Source organism: Flavivirga aquatica, from assembly GCF_001747085.1.
GTDB lineage: Bacteria > Bacteroidota > Bacteroidia > Flavobacteriales > Flavobacteriaceae > Algibacter_C > Algibacter_C aquatica.
Map to the genome: position 1 here is coordinate 124,625 of NZ_MDJD01000043.1, position 17,056 is coordinate 141,680.

The 17,056-nt window shown below is 28.5% G+C and carries 18 protein-coding genes; 10 read left to right on the plus strand and 8 right to left on the minus strand.

Annotated features, from left to right (window positions below; all coding sequences use genetic code 11):
* Positions 1-194: 194 nt before the first annotated feature.
* The 3 genes from A8C32_RS10015 to A8C32_RS10025 form a co-directional block, all read right to left on the minus strand.
* Entirely contained in the window at positions 195-1,703 is a 1,509-nt protein-coding gene (locus tag A8C32_RS10015; protein WP_069830295.1) for a helix-turn-helix domain-containing protein, read from the minus strand.
* A 310-nt stretch (positions 1,704-2,013) separates the two neighbouring features.
* Positions 2,014-3,039 (minus strand): UDP-glucose 4-epimerase GalE, encoded by a 1,026-nt coding sequence (galE, locus tag A8C32_RS10020; protein WP_069830296.1) that lies wholly within the window; start codon positions 3,037-3,039, stop codon positions 2,014-2,016.
* Positions 3,032-4,186 carry a DegT/DnrJ/EryC1/StrS family aminotransferase gene (locus A8C32_RS10025; protein WP_069830297.1) on the minus strand — a complete coding sequence of 385 codons (1,155 nt, stop codon included), beginning with the start codon at positions 4,184-4,186 and terminating at the stop codon, positions 3,032-3,034. The genes galE and A8C32_RS10025 overlap by 8 nt, the downstream gene beginning before the upstream one ends.
* Before the next feature lie 304 nt (positions 4,187-4,490).
* On the opposite strand from A8C32_RS10025, the gene A8C32_RS10030 reads away from it, so the two are divergent.
* The gene (locus tag A8C32_RS10030) at positions 4,491-5,666 is read left to right on the plus strand and encodes a 3-deoxy-D-manno-octulosonic acid transferase (RefSeq protein ID WP_349267242.1); all 1,176 of its coding nucleotides are present in this window, start codon (positions 4,491-4,493) and stop codon (positions 5,664-5,666) included.
* Between the two features lie 98 nt (positions 5,667-5,764).
* Positions 5,765-6,130 (plus strand): hypothetical protein, encoded by a 366-nt coding sequence (locus tag A8C32_RS10035; protein WP_069830298.1) that lies wholly within the window; start codon positions 5,765-5,767, stop codon positions 6,128-6,130.
* Between the two features lie 93 nt (positions 6,131-6,223).
* On the opposite strand, the gene A8C32_RS10040 is transcribed toward A8C32_RS10035, so the two are convergent.
* The 3 genes from A8C32_RS10040 to A8C32_RS10050 are packed head-to-tail and all read right to left on the minus strand — an operon-like array spanning position 6,224 to position 8,077.
* Complete coding sequence (locus tag A8C32_RS10040; RefSeq protein WP_069830299.1) at positions 6,224-7,114, minus strand: DUF5777 family beta-barrel protein; 891 nt, start codon at positions 7,112-7,114, stop codon at positions 6,224-6,226.
* A complete protein-coding gene (locus A8C32_RS10045; RefSeq protein WP_083253315.1) occupies positions 7,104-7,649 on the minus strand; it encodes a YceI family protein in 546 nt (181 codons plus the stop codon). The genes A8C32_RS10040 and A8C32_RS10045 overlap by 11 nt, the downstream gene beginning before the upstream one ends.
* Before the next feature lie 2 nt (positions 7,650-7,651).
* On the minus strand, positions 7,652-8,077 hold the full coding sequence (locus A8C32_RS10050; protein WP_069830301.1) for an OB-fold protein: 426 nt from the start codon (positions 8,075-8,077) through the stop codon (positions 7,652-7,654).
* Between the two features lie 239 nt (positions 8,078-8,316).
* Here A8C32_RS10050 and A8C32_RS10055 point away from each other — a divergent pair, with 239 nt between their 5' ends.
* From A8C32_RS10055 to A8C32_RS10085, 7 genes are all read left to right on the plus strand, one after another.
* The gene (locus A8C32_RS10055) at positions 8,317-9,441 is read left to right on the plus strand and encodes a LytR/AlgR family response regulator transcription factor (protein ID WP_069830302.1); all 1,125 of its coding nucleotides are present in this window, start codon (positions 8,317-8,319) and stop codon (positions 9,439-9,441) included.
* 355 nt (positions 9,442-9,796) lie between these two features.
* Entirely contained in the window at positions 9,797-10,624 is an 828-nt protein-coding gene (locus A8C32_RS10060; protein WP_069830303.1) for a hypothetical protein, read from the plus strand.
* Between the two features lie 71 nt (positions 10,625-10,695).
* A complete protein-coding gene (locus A8C32_RS10065) occupies positions 10,696-11,055 on the plus strand; it encodes a hypothetical protein (RefSeq protein ID WP_069830304.1) in 360 nt (119 codons plus the stop codon).
* 11 nt (positions 11,056-11,066) lie between these two features.
* A complete protein-coding gene (locus A8C32_RS10070) occupies positions 11,067-11,483 on the plus strand; it encodes an OB-fold protein (protein WP_069830305.1) in 417 nt (138 codons plus the stop codon).
* An 11-nt stretch (positions 11,484-11,494) separates the two neighbouring features.
* On the plus strand, positions 11,495-12,040 hold the full coding sequence (locus A8C32_RS10075; protein ID WP_069830306.1) for a YceI family protein: 546 nt from the start codon (positions 11,495-11,497) through the stop codon (positions 12,038-12,040).
* A gap of 1 nt (position 12,041) precedes the next feature.
* Positions 12,042-12,929, plus strand: coding sequence for a DUF5777 family beta-barrel protein (locus tag A8C32_RS10080; RefSeq protein ID WP_069830307.1), 888 nt, complete (start codon positions 12,042-12,044; stop codon positions 12,927-12,929).
* A 48-nt stretch (positions 12,930-12,977) separates the two neighbouring features.
* Positions 12,978-13,352 (plus strand): hotdog family protein, encoded by a 375-nt coding sequence (locus A8C32_RS10085; protein ID WP_069830308.1) that lies wholly within the window; start codon positions 12,978-12,980, stop codon positions 13,350-13,352.
* A gap of 85 nt (positions 13,353-13,437) precedes the next feature.
* Here A8C32_RS10085 and A8C32_RS10090 read toward each other — a convergent pair whose 3' ends face one another.
* Both A8C32_RS10090 and A8C32_RS10095 read right to left on the minus strand, forming a co-directional pair.
* Positions 13,438-14,202, minus strand: a complete 765-nt coding sequence (locus tag A8C32_RS10090; RefSeq protein WP_069830309.1) for a toxin-antitoxin system YwqK family antitoxin — start codon at positions 14,200-14,202, stop codon at positions 13,438-13,440.
* A gap of 140 nt (positions 14,203-14,342) precedes the next feature.
* Complete coding sequence (locus A8C32_RS10095; protein WP_069830310.1) at positions 14,343-15,773, minus strand: MptA/MptB family glycosyltransferase; 1,431 nt, start codon at positions 15,771-15,773, stop codon at positions 14,343-14,345.
* A 116-nt stretch (positions 15,774-15,889) separates the two neighbouring features.
* On the opposite strand from A8C32_RS10095, the gene A8C32_RS10100 reads away from it, so the two are divergent.
* Positions 15,890-16,870 carry a hypothetical protein gene (locus A8C32_RS10100; RefSeq protein WP_069830311.1) on the plus strand — a complete coding sequence of 327 codons (981 nt, stop codon included), beginning with the start codon at positions 15,890-15,892 and terminating at the stop codon, positions 16,868-16,870.
* The last annotated feature ends 186 nt before the right edge of the window (positions 16,871-17,056 follow it).

Consider the following 17,056-nt stretch of genomic DNA (forward strand, 5'->3'; position numbering starts at 1 on the left):
ATTTTTTAAGTGACTAATTCAAAAAAATCATACTTTATAAAAAGAAATTAAAGTTTAGTGGAATTTAAAACATTACATATAAAGTTTTATCCGTCCTACCTTTTACAATTGCAGAGATAAAAGAAAGGATAAAGAGGTGGTTTAGGGGTAATCCCCATAATACTTTACCTATTTTGGTATAGATTATTTGTTATTTATTCGTAGGTAATACTTTGGTTATGAGATTCTATATACTCAGAAGGTGTAAGAGAAATTTCTTTTTTAAAAGCTTTATTAAAAGTAACTTTATTATTGTATCCTACCTCGTAAGCAACATCAATAATATTTAAATTACCACAAACATCTTCTTTAAGTAAATGAGCAGCCTCTTTAATTCTGAATTTGTTGATTAGCTCAAAAAAGTTCATGTTAAAATGTTCATTTATTATTTGTGAAGTATTGTGTCTTGTTGTGTTTAATTTTTTTGATAGAATCTCAAGATTGATATTATTTTCCTTATATATTTTTTCTTCTACAAGTAATGTTATTAGGTTTTCTTTAAGCTCTTTTGATAAAGCCTCAGTTAGTCCTGATTTTTTATATTTTTCCAGAAATAATTTATTTTTAAAGGGAATGGTTTCACTTTTAAGCATTTGAGGTTGTACATATGCTAAATATGCTATGTAGATAACCATAATAGACATTATTCCTATTTGTATATGATAAACTAAACTAGAAATAAAGCCTAAAGCCCCATATGCAAATAAGCCATAAATTAAATAAGAAATAACATATGAAATGTGTATTCTATATATAGTTTTTTTCCATAAAGTAATGTTGTTGCTAGAAGTATTGTTTTTTTCTTTTACTAAGAATAGCTTGCCAATAAAATATGCGTAAATAATTAAAGATGTTATTTTGGAAATGAAAATCACTAAATCATAATTTTTATAATCTGTGTTTATTTCTAGCATCATTTTAATTTTCTCTGAAGGGGATAATAAGTAAATAGGTGATAGAAATGCTAATAAGATTAAGGTAGGTAGAAAGTGTAATAAGTATACATTTTTAAATTTAAAATCTTGAGTAATACTCTTAAAATAAAAATATAATAAAGGCCCATATAATAGTGCAATTATAGATGATATTCTATAGGTATATGGTAATTCATATTGTATATTAGACATGTACAGTACAAATTCAAGAATGAAAAGAGAATGCGCACCAACAAAAGCTCCAATAAATACTTTTGCATATTTATTTGCTTGCTTAGTGAAATTAATAACTAATGCGAAGAAAAAGCCAATTAACGAAGCATAAAGATATAAGAATGTTAATGGTGTAATGTGTATTAAATATTTGTCATTTAGGCTTTTGTATTCTTCAGTTTTATTAATGTTATTATAAGCTCCATTATTTAAAATTGAAAAGTCTAATGTATTATTTATGTATTTTTCAGTAAAAAGGAAGGCGTCTTTAGGTTGGTTTAAATTGGCGTTTAATATGGCTAGTTTTTTAAATATTTTAATTGAATCTGAGTGTTTTTTTGTCAATGCATCATTGTAAAGTACCAATAGTTCAAGTTGAGCCATATCATTATTAATATTTTTTTCTTGAATTAAACTATCAATTTGAATTAATGATAAATTTGGAATAGCTAATAGTTTATTTGATATACTAAATAAGCATAAGGCAATAAATAATATTTTTGAATTATTTGGCATTCGTTATTTAATTGACAATGGTTAGTTAAAGCTCTTAATAGGGTAATAGAAAACTAACTTACCATGAAATTATAAATAAAGGAGATTGATATTCTTAAAAAATTCTTAAAAAGGTAATTCCCGATAATAATATACCCTTTGTAATATAGTAATTTTTTTCTGTTTGTGTAAAAATTTTAAGTCGCATTGTTTTGATAATCAGTATTTTGTTTGGTTCTTGTTTTGCTTAAAAAATTGAAGTGAATAATGTTTCTCACAAAAAAGGTTGCCTATTATAGCAACCTTTTCTATATTATAATTTAGCAAATTTTTATTTATTTTCTCTAACTACTTGTTCCCATTTCCATGCAGAACGCATAGCATCATCAAGTGTTAATTCTGTTTTCCAGCCTAATTCATCATTTGCTTTATTGGTATCTGCATAAGCAGAAATAATATCACCTTCTCTTCTGTCAACAATTTTGTAATTTAATTTTTTGCCAGAAACACGTTCAAAAGATTGAACAACCTCTAATACCGAACTCCCTTTTCCTGTTCCTAAATTAAAAGTTTCATAATTTACTTTGTTTTTATCTTGAAGCAAGCGGCCTAGAGCTACAACATGTGCTTTTGCTAAATCTACAACATGAATATAATCACGTATACATGTTCCATCTGGTGTTGGATAATCTTCTCCAAAAACAGATAACTCTTCACGTAAACCTATGGCAGTTTGAGTAATAAAAGGCACTAAGTTTTGAGGAACACCAATTGGTAATTCTCCTATTTTAGCTGTTTCATGCGCTCCAACTGGATTAAAGTAACGTAAAGCAATAGCTTTTAAAGTTGAAACAACTTTACATGTGTCTCTAATAATTTCTTCACCTATTTGTTTTGTGTTTCCGTAAGGAGATTCAGCTTGTTTTACTGGTGCATTTTCTGTGATAGGTAATTCATCTGCTTGTCCGTAAACAGTACAAGAAGAGCTAAATATGAAACTAGCAGCTGGTAGTTTTTTTAATTCTTTAAGAATGTAAACTAAGGTTCCTATATTATTTTCATAATATAATAAAGGTTCTTTAACACTTTCTCCAACTGCTTTACTTGCCGCAAAATGAATAACACCTTTTACATCATTATGTTTTTTGAAGAATGCAGAAACCCCATCCTTATCTTTTAAATCTAATTTTTCAAAAACAGGAGTTTTTCCAGTTATGGCAGTAATACCATCCAAAACTTTTATTGAAGAGTTTGATAAATCATCAATAATAACAACCTCGTAGCCTTCATTTTGTAGTTCTACAACTGTATGAGATCCAATAAATCCTAATCCGCCAGTAACTAATATCTTATCCATTTATAAATTTTATGATAGTTGATGTAATAAATTCTATTTGTTCGTCATCTAATTCCGTATGCATTGGTAATGAAATGACATTTTTAACTAACTTATTTGTAATTTCAAAATCAGCTTCATTGTATCTTGCATCTAAATATGCTTTTTGTTTGTGAAGAGGAATAGGGTAGTAGACACCACAAGGAATTCCTTGACTATTTAAGTGTTTTGCTAAAGCATCTCTATCTATACCGCTTATTCTTAATGTGTATTGGTGAAAGACATGACAATTACAAGTGTCACATATTTCTAAACAACCATTAGATACTTTTGGTGTTATTATCTGCTCTATATCTTCAAAAGCTTTATTATATTTTTTTGCAGCAATTTGTCTTGCTTTATTATATTTATCTAAATGCGGTAGTTTGGCATCTAAAACAGCAGCTTGTATACTATCTAAACGAGAATTAACACCAACGACATCATGGTGATAGCGCTCATACATACCATGATTTACAATACCTCGTATAGTATGTGCTAAATTATCATCGTTTGTAAAAATGGCACCACCGTCTCCATAACAACCTAAGTTTTTAGAAGGAAAAAAGGAAGTAGATCCTACATGACCAATGGTTCCTGCTTTGGCTTTAGCACCATCTTTGTATGTGTAATTAGCACCAATAGCTTGAGCATTATCTTCAATAACAAATAAATTATGCTCTTTAGCAATTTCCATTATAGCTTCCATATTGGCACATTGACCAAATAAATGAACAGGTACTATGGCTTTTGTTTTTGGAGTAATAGCCTTTTTTATAGCATTAATATTGATATTAAAATCATCTTCGTTAACATCTACTAAAACAGGAGTTAATTGTAATAAAGCAATCACCTCAACAGTTGCAGCAAATGTGAAATCTGCTGTAATAACTTCATCTCCGGGTTTTAATCCCAAGCCCATCATAGCTATTTGTAAAGCATCTGTTCCGTTAGCACATGGTATTACATGTTTTACGCCTAAATATGTTTCTAAATGCTTTTGAAAATCATGAACCTTAGGTCCATTTATAAATGTAGTTGTTTCAATAACTTCTTGAATAGAAGGATTAACAATATCTTTTATATCGTTATACTGACCTTTAAGGTCAACCATTTGAATTTTCTTCATCTAAAAAAAATTGTAGTCTATATATTAATTTAAGAGAATAAAGACTAATTTTTATGAATCCCTTTGTGGGGTAACATATAGCAAAATTACAAAAAACCTTTACGCAAACCAATGAAACACTTATCAATAATATTAATTATTAATTAAGTGTTTATTGAACAAAATATATCTCTGTAATTAAAGAATTTAAATTTAAAGATGAATTTATTTCAAAGAAATGTATTTTAGCATTAAAGAAAAAATATTGAGTTTTATTTATAACTTAGGAATACACCTTACGCATTTTACTTTGAAATGTATTGCGTTGTTTAACGAAAAAATAAAAAAAGGTGTTATTGGAAGACAAAATACTTTTGAGGTTTTAAAAAGTAATTTAAGCGAAAATGATAAAACCTTATGGTTTCATTGTGCTTCTTTAGGCGAGTACGAACAAGGACTTCCTGTATTTAAAGAACTTAGGAAATACTACAAGAGTCATAAAATTGTACTCAGTTTTTTTTCGCCCTCGGGTTATGAAATTCGTAAAAATTCACCCATTTCAGATATTGTTGTATATCTTCCATTAGATACTCAAAAAAATGCAAAACAGTTTTTAGATATTGTTAATCCAGAGCTAACAATTTTTGTTAAATATGATATTTGGCCAAATTTTTTAAATGAATTAAAGCATAGAAAATTACAAGCTATATTGATTTCCGCAGCATTTAGGAAAAATCAATCTTATTTTAAATTTTACGGGAGAGAATTAAAGAACGCTTTATTTGCTTTTGATTATATTTTCACACAAAATGAAATTACGAAAGCTTTACTTAGTTCAATAGGATATAACAATGTAAGTATTAGTGGAGATACTCGTTTTGATCGTGTATTTAGTCAATTAGATTTAGATAATAATTTAAGTTTTATTGAGTCTTTTAAAGACGATAAATTATGCGTAGTTGCAGGAAGTACATGGCCAGAAGATGAAAAACTATTAGTGAATTATATTAACTCTAAAGCAAAAAAAGATATTAAATTTATTATTGCTCCTCATAATATAAAGACTACGCAAATAAAAAATCTACAAGAAAGTTTGAAAGTTAGTACTGTATTGTATTCCCAAAAAGATGATGTGTCAATAAATGAGGCTCAAGTCTTTATTATTGATACTATAGGAATTCTTACAAAAATTTACAGTTATGCAGATATTGCTTATGTAGGAGGAGCAATGGGGAGTACAGGGTTGCATAATACTTTGGAGCCTGCTGTATTTGGAATACCAGTAATAATAGGGGGAAATTATAAAAAATTTCCAGAAGCTAAGGCTATGATTAGAAATGGAGGTATGTTCTCTATATCAAACCAGAAAGAGCTCGATACTATGTTGACTCAACTAGTTGATAATGATAGTTTAAGGTTGGATTCTGGAAATAAAAACAAGGTGTTTATAGGTGAAAATAAAGGTGCAGTAATCCAAATTATCGATTATCTACGTATATAAGTGTGTTAATGTTAAAAACTCTTAATAAATTCTTAATTTTTAAGAAAAAGTCATTAAATTGACACTGACTAAAATAATTAACACTAAAACAAAAACTGATGAAAAAATTATTATTAAGTACTGCATTGCTATTAGCTTTAAGTATTAGTTTCACATCTTGTAGAGATACAAAAAACGCAGAATCTGTAGAAGATGCTGTTGAGAATGCTGAAAAAGAAGTAGATGGAGCTGTTGAGAATATTAAAGAAGGAGCAGAGCATACTATTGATGCAGCTGAAAAAACTGTAGAAGAAGCAGGAGAAGCTGTTGGTAATACTGTTGATGAAGCAGGAAAAGCAATAGAAGGAGCAGTAAATACTGCTGAAAAAACAGTGGATAAAGCTGCAACTGATGCTGCTAATGCTGTAGACAAAGCTGAAGATGCTCTTAAAAAAGAAGCAAATAAGCTTAAAACAAGTCACTAATTTATAGAGACTTTATAACACAAAAAAACCACCATAAAGGTGGTTTTTTTGTGTTATAAATTATTTTATTAGATCAATTTAATAATTGCCTTATTAAAGACGTTTTTGGTTTAAATGTAAAACAAATGTTGCGTTAAATCCGAATACAAAATTTCCATCTTTAAAATTGAAATTATTAGGTGTTTGGGTAATAAATATATCTTCTACCATATTTCTTGTATTTGTTAATTGAAATTGCAATAATAAATCACTCATTTCCCAATTTACACCTAATACAAATGGCGAATAAGTGTCTTTCGATTTTATTGGATTAGCAACATAATAATACTCTGAAACTAGAGCAACATGACCTCCTACTTTATACCTACCACCAATTCCAATAGCAAAATGATTATGAGGATCGTTATTAATAGCAGAGGTACCTCTATGTATAAATGTTGGAGATACCTGTAGCGAGAAATTTGGAGTGAATTTACGGGCTATCAATATTTGACTTGTAAATGAGGTTTGTAATTTATTAGCATTTTGAAAGGCTTTATAGCGTTTGGTTTGGCGAGAAAGATTTTGAAAAAGAGTTACGCTAAATGGAGACGTATTACTATCTCTCCTTTGGTTTATGAGTTTGTACTTTAAAAAACCATCAAAAACACCATCTAAGGTGGAGCCACCTGCTCCAAAAGTTAACCTGTCTGAAATACTATATTCTAGAGCTATTCTGGCAGTCCAAATATCTGTAACAAAACTTTGACTTGGGCGGTTTGGAATATTCCAAAATAAATTCATCGCTTTAATTTCTAAAACACCTTTTTTTCTGTTCTCAATAGAATGTCCTAGAGAAATACGAGTGCCTTTAAAGGTCGCTATTTCATATTGTGGTGTATTTGGATGTTCCTTTTCTAAAGTGTCAAGTAAGTCTTGTGCATTTAAAGAAGAGGATATAAAGCCAATAACTGTAAACAGCCAAAAATATATATTACTTTTCATAAGGTTCATATTCGAATCTAAATTTAACGGCTATCATTTTAGCTATATTTGGTGCTAAAAGGGGAGGTATCTTAATTTCAAAATCTTTAACACTAAGGTCAAAATTTCCTGCTATTGAGTATTTACCATTAATATTTTGGATTTCTGTTTTTACTTCTATTTCTTTTGAAATGTTTCTTATTACCACGATACCTTTTACAATTCTGGTTTGAACTTTCAGAGAAGGATCAAAATCTATAATATGACCTTTAAAAGTAGCTTTAGGGTGTAAATCAGACTCAATATAGCTTTCATTAAAATGCTCATGCATTAAAGATTTTTTAAACTCAAATGCATTCATTAACATGCTTATAGCGATTTCCTTTTTAGAAAGATCAATAATGCTTAACACTTGATTGTTTTTTGCTTCAATGTTTTCTACCGAAGTATAAGAAAAAAAGGAGACCTGACCTTGACGTGCAATAATTTGGTTTGAAGCTTCATTGAAACTTATTAGTTTATTAAAAAGTAATAACAGAATAATAATTTTATTCATTTTTATTTATTAACCAATACACAATTTAATATGATAACATCTTTTAAAAATCCTTTGCATATACCTTTTAAGTTTATTTTATCACCTAATTCTAATTTGTCAAATTCTTTTTTATTAACATTTTGTATATCACATATTATATTTGAATATGTATTATAGCCTTGTAATATTAGTGTATTTCGATTGTTTAAAAAATTAATCTTCTTTATAATCCCTTTTATTTCAAGAACTTTACCCTTATACATGGAATCTGATTTCTTCTCATCCTCTAAATAATGCTCTGAGATTTCTGCAGCACTTATTTTTAATACTGGAGAAACCTCTTTCATATTAATGAACGATGATCTGGAAAGCAGGAAGTATGCATATAGACCTGTCATCAAAAATAAAGAAAATAGAATTATTATTAACTTGTTTTTTTTATTCATTTACAACGCAAAATAATAGATATTTATATAATAAGAAGTAATTATTGCTTTATATTTAATATGTATCCATAAAATGTATATTTAAAGATATTTATCCATTATAAAAATCAAGTTCTTTAATTGTTTTTGTTAAATGGCAATAAAATATATTATTTTGCATACTTAGAATTAATAAAAAACAACTATTCACTTAATATTGATGGTGAATTCTCTTATTTAATATAGGGGCGTTATAACCAATGAGAAAAGATAAACTATACTTTTTAACATTTATATCTATATCGGTAATTTTCTTAATTATTGCTTCTTTTAGCTTAAGATATTTTATAAAAGCTAGTGCTAGTCAATTACTAGAGATACAATTAGAGTCAAATAAAAGAGAGGCTAACGAAGTATCAAAACTAATACATTATCAAATAGCAGCAGGACTTAGCCAGACTAAAGTTTTAGAGCATGTCCAAAATACTATAGAGAATACCCATAAAGATGCCTCATTTATTAGTGTGTTTAATTGGTCTGGAATTGAGATGGCTCATTCAGATATAACACAGGTTGGTGTAAAAATTAATTCTAATCAATCACTTCAAGAAGCTCTTAACGAAGAGGATAATTCTAATGATATATATGATTTATTTACCGATCAAATAGAAAAAAGTATAGCCAATGGTAATATTGTAAAGACAGAAGTAACTTATATATCTGCTGTAAAAGATTCTGATTTAATAGTTGCAGCTCATATAAATTTAGTTAAAATAGCAACTCAAATAAAAGATCTTAAAACAAGTTTTTATATCATATTCATGCTTATGGGAGGACTTATTATTCTTTCATCATTTTTTGCTGTTCGTATGATAGGTAGTTATTATGAAAAGCAACTAGAATTAAAAAACACAACCCTAGAGAGTGAACTTTTAAACCTTTCTAAATTAAATACAGATCTTTTAGCGTATCAGCAAAAAGTAATAGAAGATGTTAAAGAAGAAACTGAAGGAGTTTTAGAGACGTCTACAGAATTTAATCAGGAGTTTAATAAAACAAGAATTCTAACTTATGTTCGAAATGAACTGGTTTCCGTTCCTACAGATAAAATAGCATATATCTATACTGAAAACACAATTACATATGTGGTTCGTTTCGATGAAAAAAAATCTACGACTAATATGAGTTTAGATGATCTGTTTACAAATCTGTCCCCTTCATTATTCTTTAGAGCGAACAGACAATTTATAATTAGTATAACAGCAATCGCTAAAATAATTAAGTATGGAAATAGCCAACTTAAAATATTAATTCATGATGCTGATGTAGAAATTATTATTAGTAAAAATAAAGCTGCTGAATTTAGACAATGGCTCAATATGTAATAAATAAAATAGGCATATCGTTTCGTTTTTTTAGACTTTAAAACACGATTGTATTTAATATGATATTTTATAGTTTAGTTGGAATTGTTTTTTATTTATAAAATTCTACTAAAGGCATACAAATTTTTTATTCTTCATTGTTAATACTTATTTGGATATTAATCAAGCTAAATATTATAGAAGAAAAAGAAGCTTCATTTTCGATATACGTTTTATATTAAGTCGAGGTAATAGCTCAAAATTTCAATGGTTTTTTTTCCCTTTTCACAGTCTTTTTTTCCCTTTCACATATATTGTTTTGTGTAGAACCTCTGTGTTTATGGTTATTTGCAGCATAATCATTAAAAAAAACAAAATGAGAAAATCAATTTTATTATTATTCATTTCAGCAGTATTATTTAACAGTTGTAGTAGTGACGATTCAAATCAAGAATCAGGAAATCCAACAGAAAATAACAATTCTATAAGGTTAGCAAATAATACAACATTAGGTAATATTTTAACAGATGAAAATGGGATGTCTCTTTATTTCTTTTCTAAAGATTCTAATGGGGAATCTGCTTGTGTTGATGGATGTGTTGCTGCATGGCCAATATTTTATTCTGAAAGTCTAACTTTAGATGAAGGTTTAAGTGCTTCAGATTTTGCTCAAATTACTAGAGCAGATGGTGAAAAGCAAACAACATATAAAGGATGGCCATTATATTATTTCGCAAATGATAATGCTGTTGGAGATACCAATGGTGATAAATTTGGGAATAACTGGTTTGTTGCTAAGCCAGACTATTCACTTATGTATGTTCAGGCACAATTAGTAGGACGTGATCAAGACGGGAATGATAAGAATTTTAAAGGTGATTATACTCCTGGAAACGAGCTTACATTTTATATAACAGACGATAGAGGACGAACATTATATGCTTATAAGTTCGATGATGAGGGTAAAAATAATTATACAGCACAAGATTTTTCTAATAATGCTATATGGCCTGTATTTCATGTAGATATAGATAAGCTTCCTAGTATTTTAAATCCAAATGATTTTGGAGTTATAAATGTTTTTGGAGAATCACAATTAACTTTTAAAGGTAGACCATTATATTATTTTGGTCAGGACGTTGAGAGAGGGGATAATTATGGGATTAGTGTCCCAACTCCAGGTATTTGGCCAATTGTTAATTAATTATAGAATTTATCTTACCTCTATAAAAAAGGGAAGTTTCTTACTTCCCTTTTTTCTAAAAACTCTTAAATATGAACATAACAGTAAAAATTAAATACGCCCTATTGCTATTATGCATAGTTGTTACTTCTTGCGAATATAATGTAGAAGAAGAATTACAGACAGAAGGAACCGAAGAAGAAGTTGTGGAATTATGTAACCCAGATGTTTCTTTTGTTGCTAAGATTAAACCGATTATAGATAATAATTGTATTAGATGTCATAATGGTAGTCAATTTCCAGATTTAAGAACATATACAGGTGTTAGTAATAGTGCCCAAAGAGTACAAATACGTGTTGTGAATAGAACCATGCCTATAGGAGGAGCTTTAACTAACGATGAAATAGAATTGATTCGTTGTTGGGTAGAAAATGGCGCATTAAATAATTAAAACCTCTTTATATGTATAAAAGAATAATTTTAATAATAATTGTTGTCTTAACGATGGTATTCGTATATGTGTCTATATATAATAAGCCTCATATTAATATTGAAAAATCGACAGCAAATATTTCAATAAAATCAAGTGATTTACTAAACGATTTTACTGTTGATGAAACAAAGGCAAATGAAAAATATCTAGATAAAATAATTCAAGTTGAAGGCATTATATCGGAAATAAGTTTAGATAAAGAAGGTCGTAGGATAATTGCTTTGGAAGGTGAAGATTTATTAGGAAATGTTACATGCTATTTATCTAACGAAAAAAACAAAACTAATGAGCGGCTAAAAAGAGGACAATCTATAATAATAAAAGGGATCTGTACAGGTTACCTAATGGACGTTGTTCTAGTTAGGTGCATAATCATTAACACTTAAAATTTTAAATTATGAAATCATTAAAAATATTATTAACCTGTATGCTGTTATCAATGTTCTCTTATAGTCAAGGGAAATTCTTAACCAAACAAGGTTACACATCTTTCTTTTCAAGCTCTCCTGTAGAAGATATTACAGCAGATAACAATCAAGTTTTAAGTATTATCGATACAGCTTCAAGTAAAATTGCTATTTCGATGTTAATGAAATCGTTCATGTTCGAGAAATCATTAATGCAAGAACATTTTAATGAAAATTATGTAGAGTCCGACATTTATCCTAAGGCTATTTTTAAAGGTGAAATTTTAAAATTTAGTGAGTTAGATGGAAACAATAAAAAAGCAACAATTGTTGGAGATATTACTATACATGGTGTTACTAAAAAAATAGAAATACACAGTACGATTTCTAAAACAGAAAATAGTATCAAACTTTCAGGTAGTTTTTCGATAAGAGTAGCAGATTTTAATATTGAAATACCCAAAGTTGTTGTAAATAACATTTCTGAAACTATAAAAGTAACATTCGAACTTGATCATAAACCTTATAGAAAATAATATGAAAAAAATTATAACAGTTTTTGCTCTTCTGGCATTTAGTTCACATATATTTTCTCAAGACCTTTTAGATGTTTTAGAGAATGAGGCTCCACAAACAAAAACATATACTACTGCAACTTTTAAAGGTACTAGAGTCCTTAATGGTCATTCAGTAGAGAATAGAAAAAAAGGCGTTTTAGAATTTATGATTTCTCATCGTTTTGGTAGAGTAAATCTGGGTATAGATGAGTTGTATGGGCTAGATCAATCAAATATTAGGTTTGCCTTCGAGTATGGACTAACAGACGATATTATGATTGGACTTGGTAGAAGTAGTTTTGATAAAACTTACGATGGATTTATAAAGTATAAACTACTAAAACAAAGTTCGGGAAATAATGCCTTTCCATTTACGGCTTCTTTATTTAGTAGTGTTGCCTATAGAACCTTAAAAGATTTTGATCCAGAGAATGAGCCTAGTACAAACGATAAATTAGCTTACGTCTCTCAAGTTTTACTTGCTAGAAAATTTAGTCCTTCATTTTCGTTACAAATCACGCCTACGTTTATACATAAAAATTCTGTGAAAATAGACGAAGATCCGCATGATGTTTTTGCTGTTGGTTTTGGTAGTAGAATAAAGCTTAGTAAAAGAGTTTCATTGAATGCAGAATATTTTTATACAGCAAATAAGCCAAAGTCAATCGATGCATCGAATTCACTTGCATTAGGAATAGATATTGAAACAGGAGGACATGTTTTTCAAATCGTTTTATCTAATTCTATAACAATGATCGAAAGAGGTTTTATTACAGAATCTACAGATAATTTCTTTGAAGGCGACATACATCTAGGATTTAATATATCGAGAGCATTTCAGTTTGGAAAACATAAAAAGAGAAAATAATTAAACCAGTAATTATTTAAATTATTAACTAATAAATTTTATAAAACAATGTTTAGGCAAAAGTATAAAGTTCAAGGTGAAGATGTAGATGATTTTATGGTTATGGAAAACACAGCATATTTTAATTATTCAACCTCTATATTTAATATTTTTTTATCAGAGAAAGGATATTCTAAACGTAAAAGAGATGCTTTAAAAATCATTTTACAAGAATCAAAAGAATGTTTTATACGTAGAAAAGATTTAATGTTTACTCAAGAATTTTTTGTAAACTTAGAACTTTTCGACATTGATAATGCAAAACAAAAATTGAATATTAGGAGTCGCTTTTTTAATGCAAATAATGAGTTGTGTGCTATAACTATTGGTGAATTATATTGGAACGATAGTACGTTGCTAAAAAACGTTATTGCTCGCTGTTGAGAAGAATATTAAAAAAATAAAAACAGCTTAGGAAGCTCCCTAAGCTGTTTCTATTAATTTGAACAGAGTTATAAGATGTTGTTCATTATTTTTTTTTGAACACCTTATCTAAAAATCCTCTTTTAGTCTTTTTTGTTTTATTAATAGAATCTAATCTTTTTTTAGCAGATTTATCTAATTTTATTTTAACTCTTTTTATAGAGTCATTTCGTTTTTTTAATAATCTATCAGACTTTGTTTTTATTCTTTTAATAGAGTCATTTTTTCTTTCAGTGGCTCTTATTAACTTGATTTGGATTTTTTCAAGAGAATCTTTTTTTCTGAATACACGTTTTATAAGATTTCTTGGTTTTTCATTGAATACTTCCTTTTTCCTATGGTAAGTTGTATCCTTTTTTATAAAATCAATCCAATAACCATTTTTTAGATTATTATTGTAGCTTCCTGTTGATGTTTGGTTTCCTAAAGAATCAAAAGCAATAAATTCACCGTTTTTATAACCTTGTTTCCATTCTTCTATAAATTTAAGTTTTCCATTGTTATGCCAAGTTTTCCATGTTCCTGTTTTTAAACCATAATTAAACTCGCCTTGTTCTGCTAGTTGATTAGATCTATAATATTTGGAATATTTTTTATGTAAAACAAAACCTCCTGCAGCCGATAAAGATTGGTGAATTTCTCCAGATTTAAACCAATAATACATTTTGTTATTATTAAAATTAGAGCGTTTTTTAGGAGAGACATAGCACTCTATGTTGAAACCATCATATCTAAGGATTTTCTTTTGTAGATCAGAAGAAAAAGCAATACATATTGCAGAAAATAAAATAAGGCTTAAAGCTTTTTTCATAAAAATTATAATGAATACTTAAAAAGCCAAATTACGTTTAATAAATAAAAAGACGTTAGGGTTTTTCCTTATTAATAATAAGGTAATTTGGGTAAGAAGTATGAGGTGACGTTTTATTGAAAAGTTAAGAGCTAATATGTTTAACGTTTAATAGCGTCTGCTTTTTTTAAGAATACTTCCCAAATAAATACACCATAAACAATAATATATTCTAAGGCTATAACCCATAAATTTTCAGATTTATCTGCTTTGTTAAGGTTAATATAGGCTAGATAGCTTAATATAATAACAAAACTCCATACTAAGGGGAATTTATACTTGGTGAATATGGATAATATTAAAAGTGTTGCTACATACCAAGGGTGTACTGTTGTGGCTGTAAAATAGTAAAAAGATAAAGCTAATAACATTGCAGTTATAAGCTCAATTGTTGTTTTGTTTTTTCTAAAAAAGGTTATTGTTAAAACAAATAAAATAACCAGTAAAGGTGTTATTTTTCCAATAATGGCGATTTCATTATAACCTCTAAATAAATATCCAATTTCCCTTGCAATGTAATAAATACTAGCATTGAACTCGAAATGTTGAAACCATAAACCAACAGTTTTTGAATAGTTACTTATAAATTGTGAAGAGTAAAATGGTGTAAAAAGCAAGAGTGTTGTAATTCCAATAATTCCATAAAAACCAATAAGTTTTTTAATACTCTTTATAAGATTTTTACCAGTCGTGAATGACGAATTAACATTGGTTTGCTCCAAGTTGCTAGCAGTATTACGTTTGATAAACCATTGAAAAAATAAAGGCAGAAATATTAAAGGAATCAATTTAACAGATATTGATAAAGCTAAAACTATGGCAGCCCACTGCCATTTTTTAATATGGAGTAAATATAAACTCCAAACTAAAAAGAAAATCATAACACCTTCAAAATGAAGATTACCTGTTAGTTCAATTATAATAAAAGGGTTAAGTATGTACCAGAAAATATTATGAGCATGTAAATTTAATCTATTCAGTAATTTTTTTCCAAAATGAAGTGTTCCAAAATCGGCAGCAATAATAAGTAAACGCATCACTATGGCTGAACCTAAAATGCTTTTATCGGCAAATAGTCCAGCGATTGTAAAACAAATTTGATTAATGGGTGGGTAGTTTGTAAAATGACTCGCATTTAAAGTGCCCATACCTGCATATAATTCTTGCGTTTGTGCTACAGGGAATTCATTTTTAGTAATAAAAGATTCTACAGTGAAGAGGTAGGGGTTAATGCCTTCTAAAATCATTCTTCCATCCCAAATAAAACGATAAAAATCTTGAGATAAGTTTGGTATAGTTAAAATAAAAACAGCTCTAAAAGCAAAGGCAAAATAAGTTAATGCTTTAGTATTGTTTTTTAATAGTGTTATGAGTTTATAAAATGAAATAAACAATGCCGTGTAAAGAATAATGAGCTTTATATAATCTGTACGTACGAGATTGTAAGCAAAAGTTATATAAAAAAACACACTAGCAATTGCTAATAAAAAGGGTGTTTTACTTAGTTTTAAAAATGAAGGGTTTAAAAGCATGTGTCAAATATAGTATTATTTGTTGGTCGGTTTTAAAATGAATTAGCTTACGTTTGAGTGTTATAAAATATTAAAAGAGACTAACCGTTATTAAATAAAAATAACTAACCTATTTTATGAAAATTTCTACCTTTTATTTGGCTCCTCTTTGCGTAGCCTTGAGTTTCATTGTTTCGTGTTCATCTGATAGTTCTGATGGTGAAATAGATAAGCCTATACTAACAGGAGATATTGGTGATATTGAAAACATTCAAATTTTTCCTATTAACCACCCTTTAAATAAAGATATATCGAATAGTCCTGTAGATGCTAATTCTAATTTAATACTTAGTAATATTGGCTTAAATAAGGGGCTTTTTCCTGATTTTGGAAGTGGTGAATATCAAGGAGCGCCTATTGGAATTCCTTATGTAAGTGTTGATGGAAGTCAATTAAAAGTACCAATAACTTTTGGAGCCAATAGTTATGGAGATGAAAGTGATAAAGGACCTTTCCCAATTCCATTAGATGCGCCTATTGAAGGTAATGGAGTAGGAGATAGCCATGTGATTTCGGTTGATGTGGAAAATGGCATGTTGTATGAACTATATAATACATCTCAAGTTGGAAGTGGTTTTGAAGTCTCTTCGGCAGCAGTGTTTGATTTAAATAAAGTAGAATTTAGACCAGATGGTTGGACATCTGCAGATGCAGCTGGTTTGCCTATACTTCCGTTATTGGTACGATATCCAGAGGTTGAAAAAGGAGAAATAGATCATCCTATTCGTTTTACGATTAATAGAAGTAAAATATATGAAGGTTATGTGCATCCTGCGAGGCATTTGGTTTCTGGAAACACAGGTGATGAGTTATTGCCTTTTGGTGGTAGATTGAGACTAAAAGCAGATTATGATATAAGTGGCTTTTCTAAAACAAACCAAATTATTCTTACTGCAATGAAAAAATATGGGCTTATGCTTGCAGATGTAGGTTCTGATATGTTTATAACTGGTGCTCCTCATGAAAAATGGGATAATGATGATCTTAAAAAATTATTACAGGTAACTTTAGATAATTTTGAAGTTATTGAATTGGGAGATATTTCTTTAAGAAATTAGTGTGTATAATTTGCTTATACTAAATTTTAAGTAAAGACACTATAAAAATAACACACTAACAAATACTGGTAAAAAGCACTTGACTTAGTTTTAAAAAATACAGCAACTAAATAATGTATTATTTTTTGCTGTATTTTAACATGAATACTTATTTCATTTATAAGGAAAACAATAGCTTTGTTAGAC

Coding starts and splice junctions, on each gene's coding strand:
- A8C32_RS10015 (WP_069830295.1), bottom strand. CDS start 1,703: ATGCCAAATAATTCAAAAATATTATTTATTGCCTTATGCTTATTTAGT.
- A8C32_RS10100 (WP_069830311.1), top strand. CDS start 15,890: ATGAAAATTTCTACCTTTTATTTGGCTCCTCTTTGCGTAGCCTTGAGT.
- A8C32_RS10025 (WP_069830297.1), bottom strand. CDS start 4,186: ATGAAGAAAATTCAAATGGTTGACCTTAAAGGTCAGTATAACGATATA.
- A8C32_RS10035 (WP_069830298.1), top strand. CDS start 5,765: ATGAAAAAATTATTATTAAGTACTGCATTGCTATTAGCTTTAAGTATT.
- A8C32_RS10050 (WP_069830301.1), bottom strand. CDS start 8,077: ATGAATAAAAAAAACAAGTTAATAATAATTCTATTTTCTTTATTTTTG.
- A8C32_RS10075 (WP_069830306.1), top strand. CDS start 11,495: ATGAAATCATTAAAAATATTATTAACCTGTATGCTGTTATCAATGTTC.
- A8C32_RS10070 (WP_069830305.1), top strand. CDS start 11,067: ATGTATAAAAGAATAATTTTAATAATAATTGTTGTCTTAACGATGGTA.
- A8C32_RS10090 (WP_069830309.1), bottom strand. CDS start 14,202: ATGAAAAAAGCTTTAAGCCTTATTTTATTTTCTGCAATATGTATTGCT.
- A8C32_RS10080 (WP_069830307.1), top strand. CDS start 12,042: ATGAAAAAAATTATAACAGTTTTTGCTCTTCTGGCATTTAGTTCACAT.
- A8C32_RS10085 (WP_069830308.1), top strand. CDS start 12,978: ATGTTTAGGCAAAAGTATAAAGTTCAAGGTGAAGATGTAGATGATTTT.
- A8C32_RS10065 (WP_069830304.1), top strand. CDS start 10,696: ATGAACATAACAGTAAAAATTAAATACGCCCTATTGCTATTATGCATA.
- A8C32_RS10060 (WP_069830303.1), top strand. CDS start 9,797: ATGAGAAAATCAATTTTATTATTATTCATTTCAGCAGTATTATTTAAC.
- galE (WP_069830296.1), bottom strand. CDS start 3,039: ATGGATAAGATATTAGTTACTGGCGGATTAGGATTTATTGGATCTCAT.
- A8C32_RS10095 (WP_069830310.1), bottom strand. CDS start 15,773: ATGCTTTTAAACCCTTCATTTTTAAAACTAAGTAAAACACCCTTTTTA.
- A8C32_RS10055 (WP_069830302.1), top strand. CDS start 8,317: ATGAGAAAAGATAAACTATACTTTTTAACATTTATATCTATATCGGTA.
- A8C32_RS10040 (WP_069830299.1), bottom strand. CDS start 7,114: ATGAAAAGTAATATATATTTTTGGCTGTTTACAGTTATTGGCTTTATA.
- A8C32_RS10045 (WP_083253315.1), bottom strand. CDS start 7,649: ATGAATAAAATTATTATTCTGTTATTACTTTTTAATAAACTAATAAGT.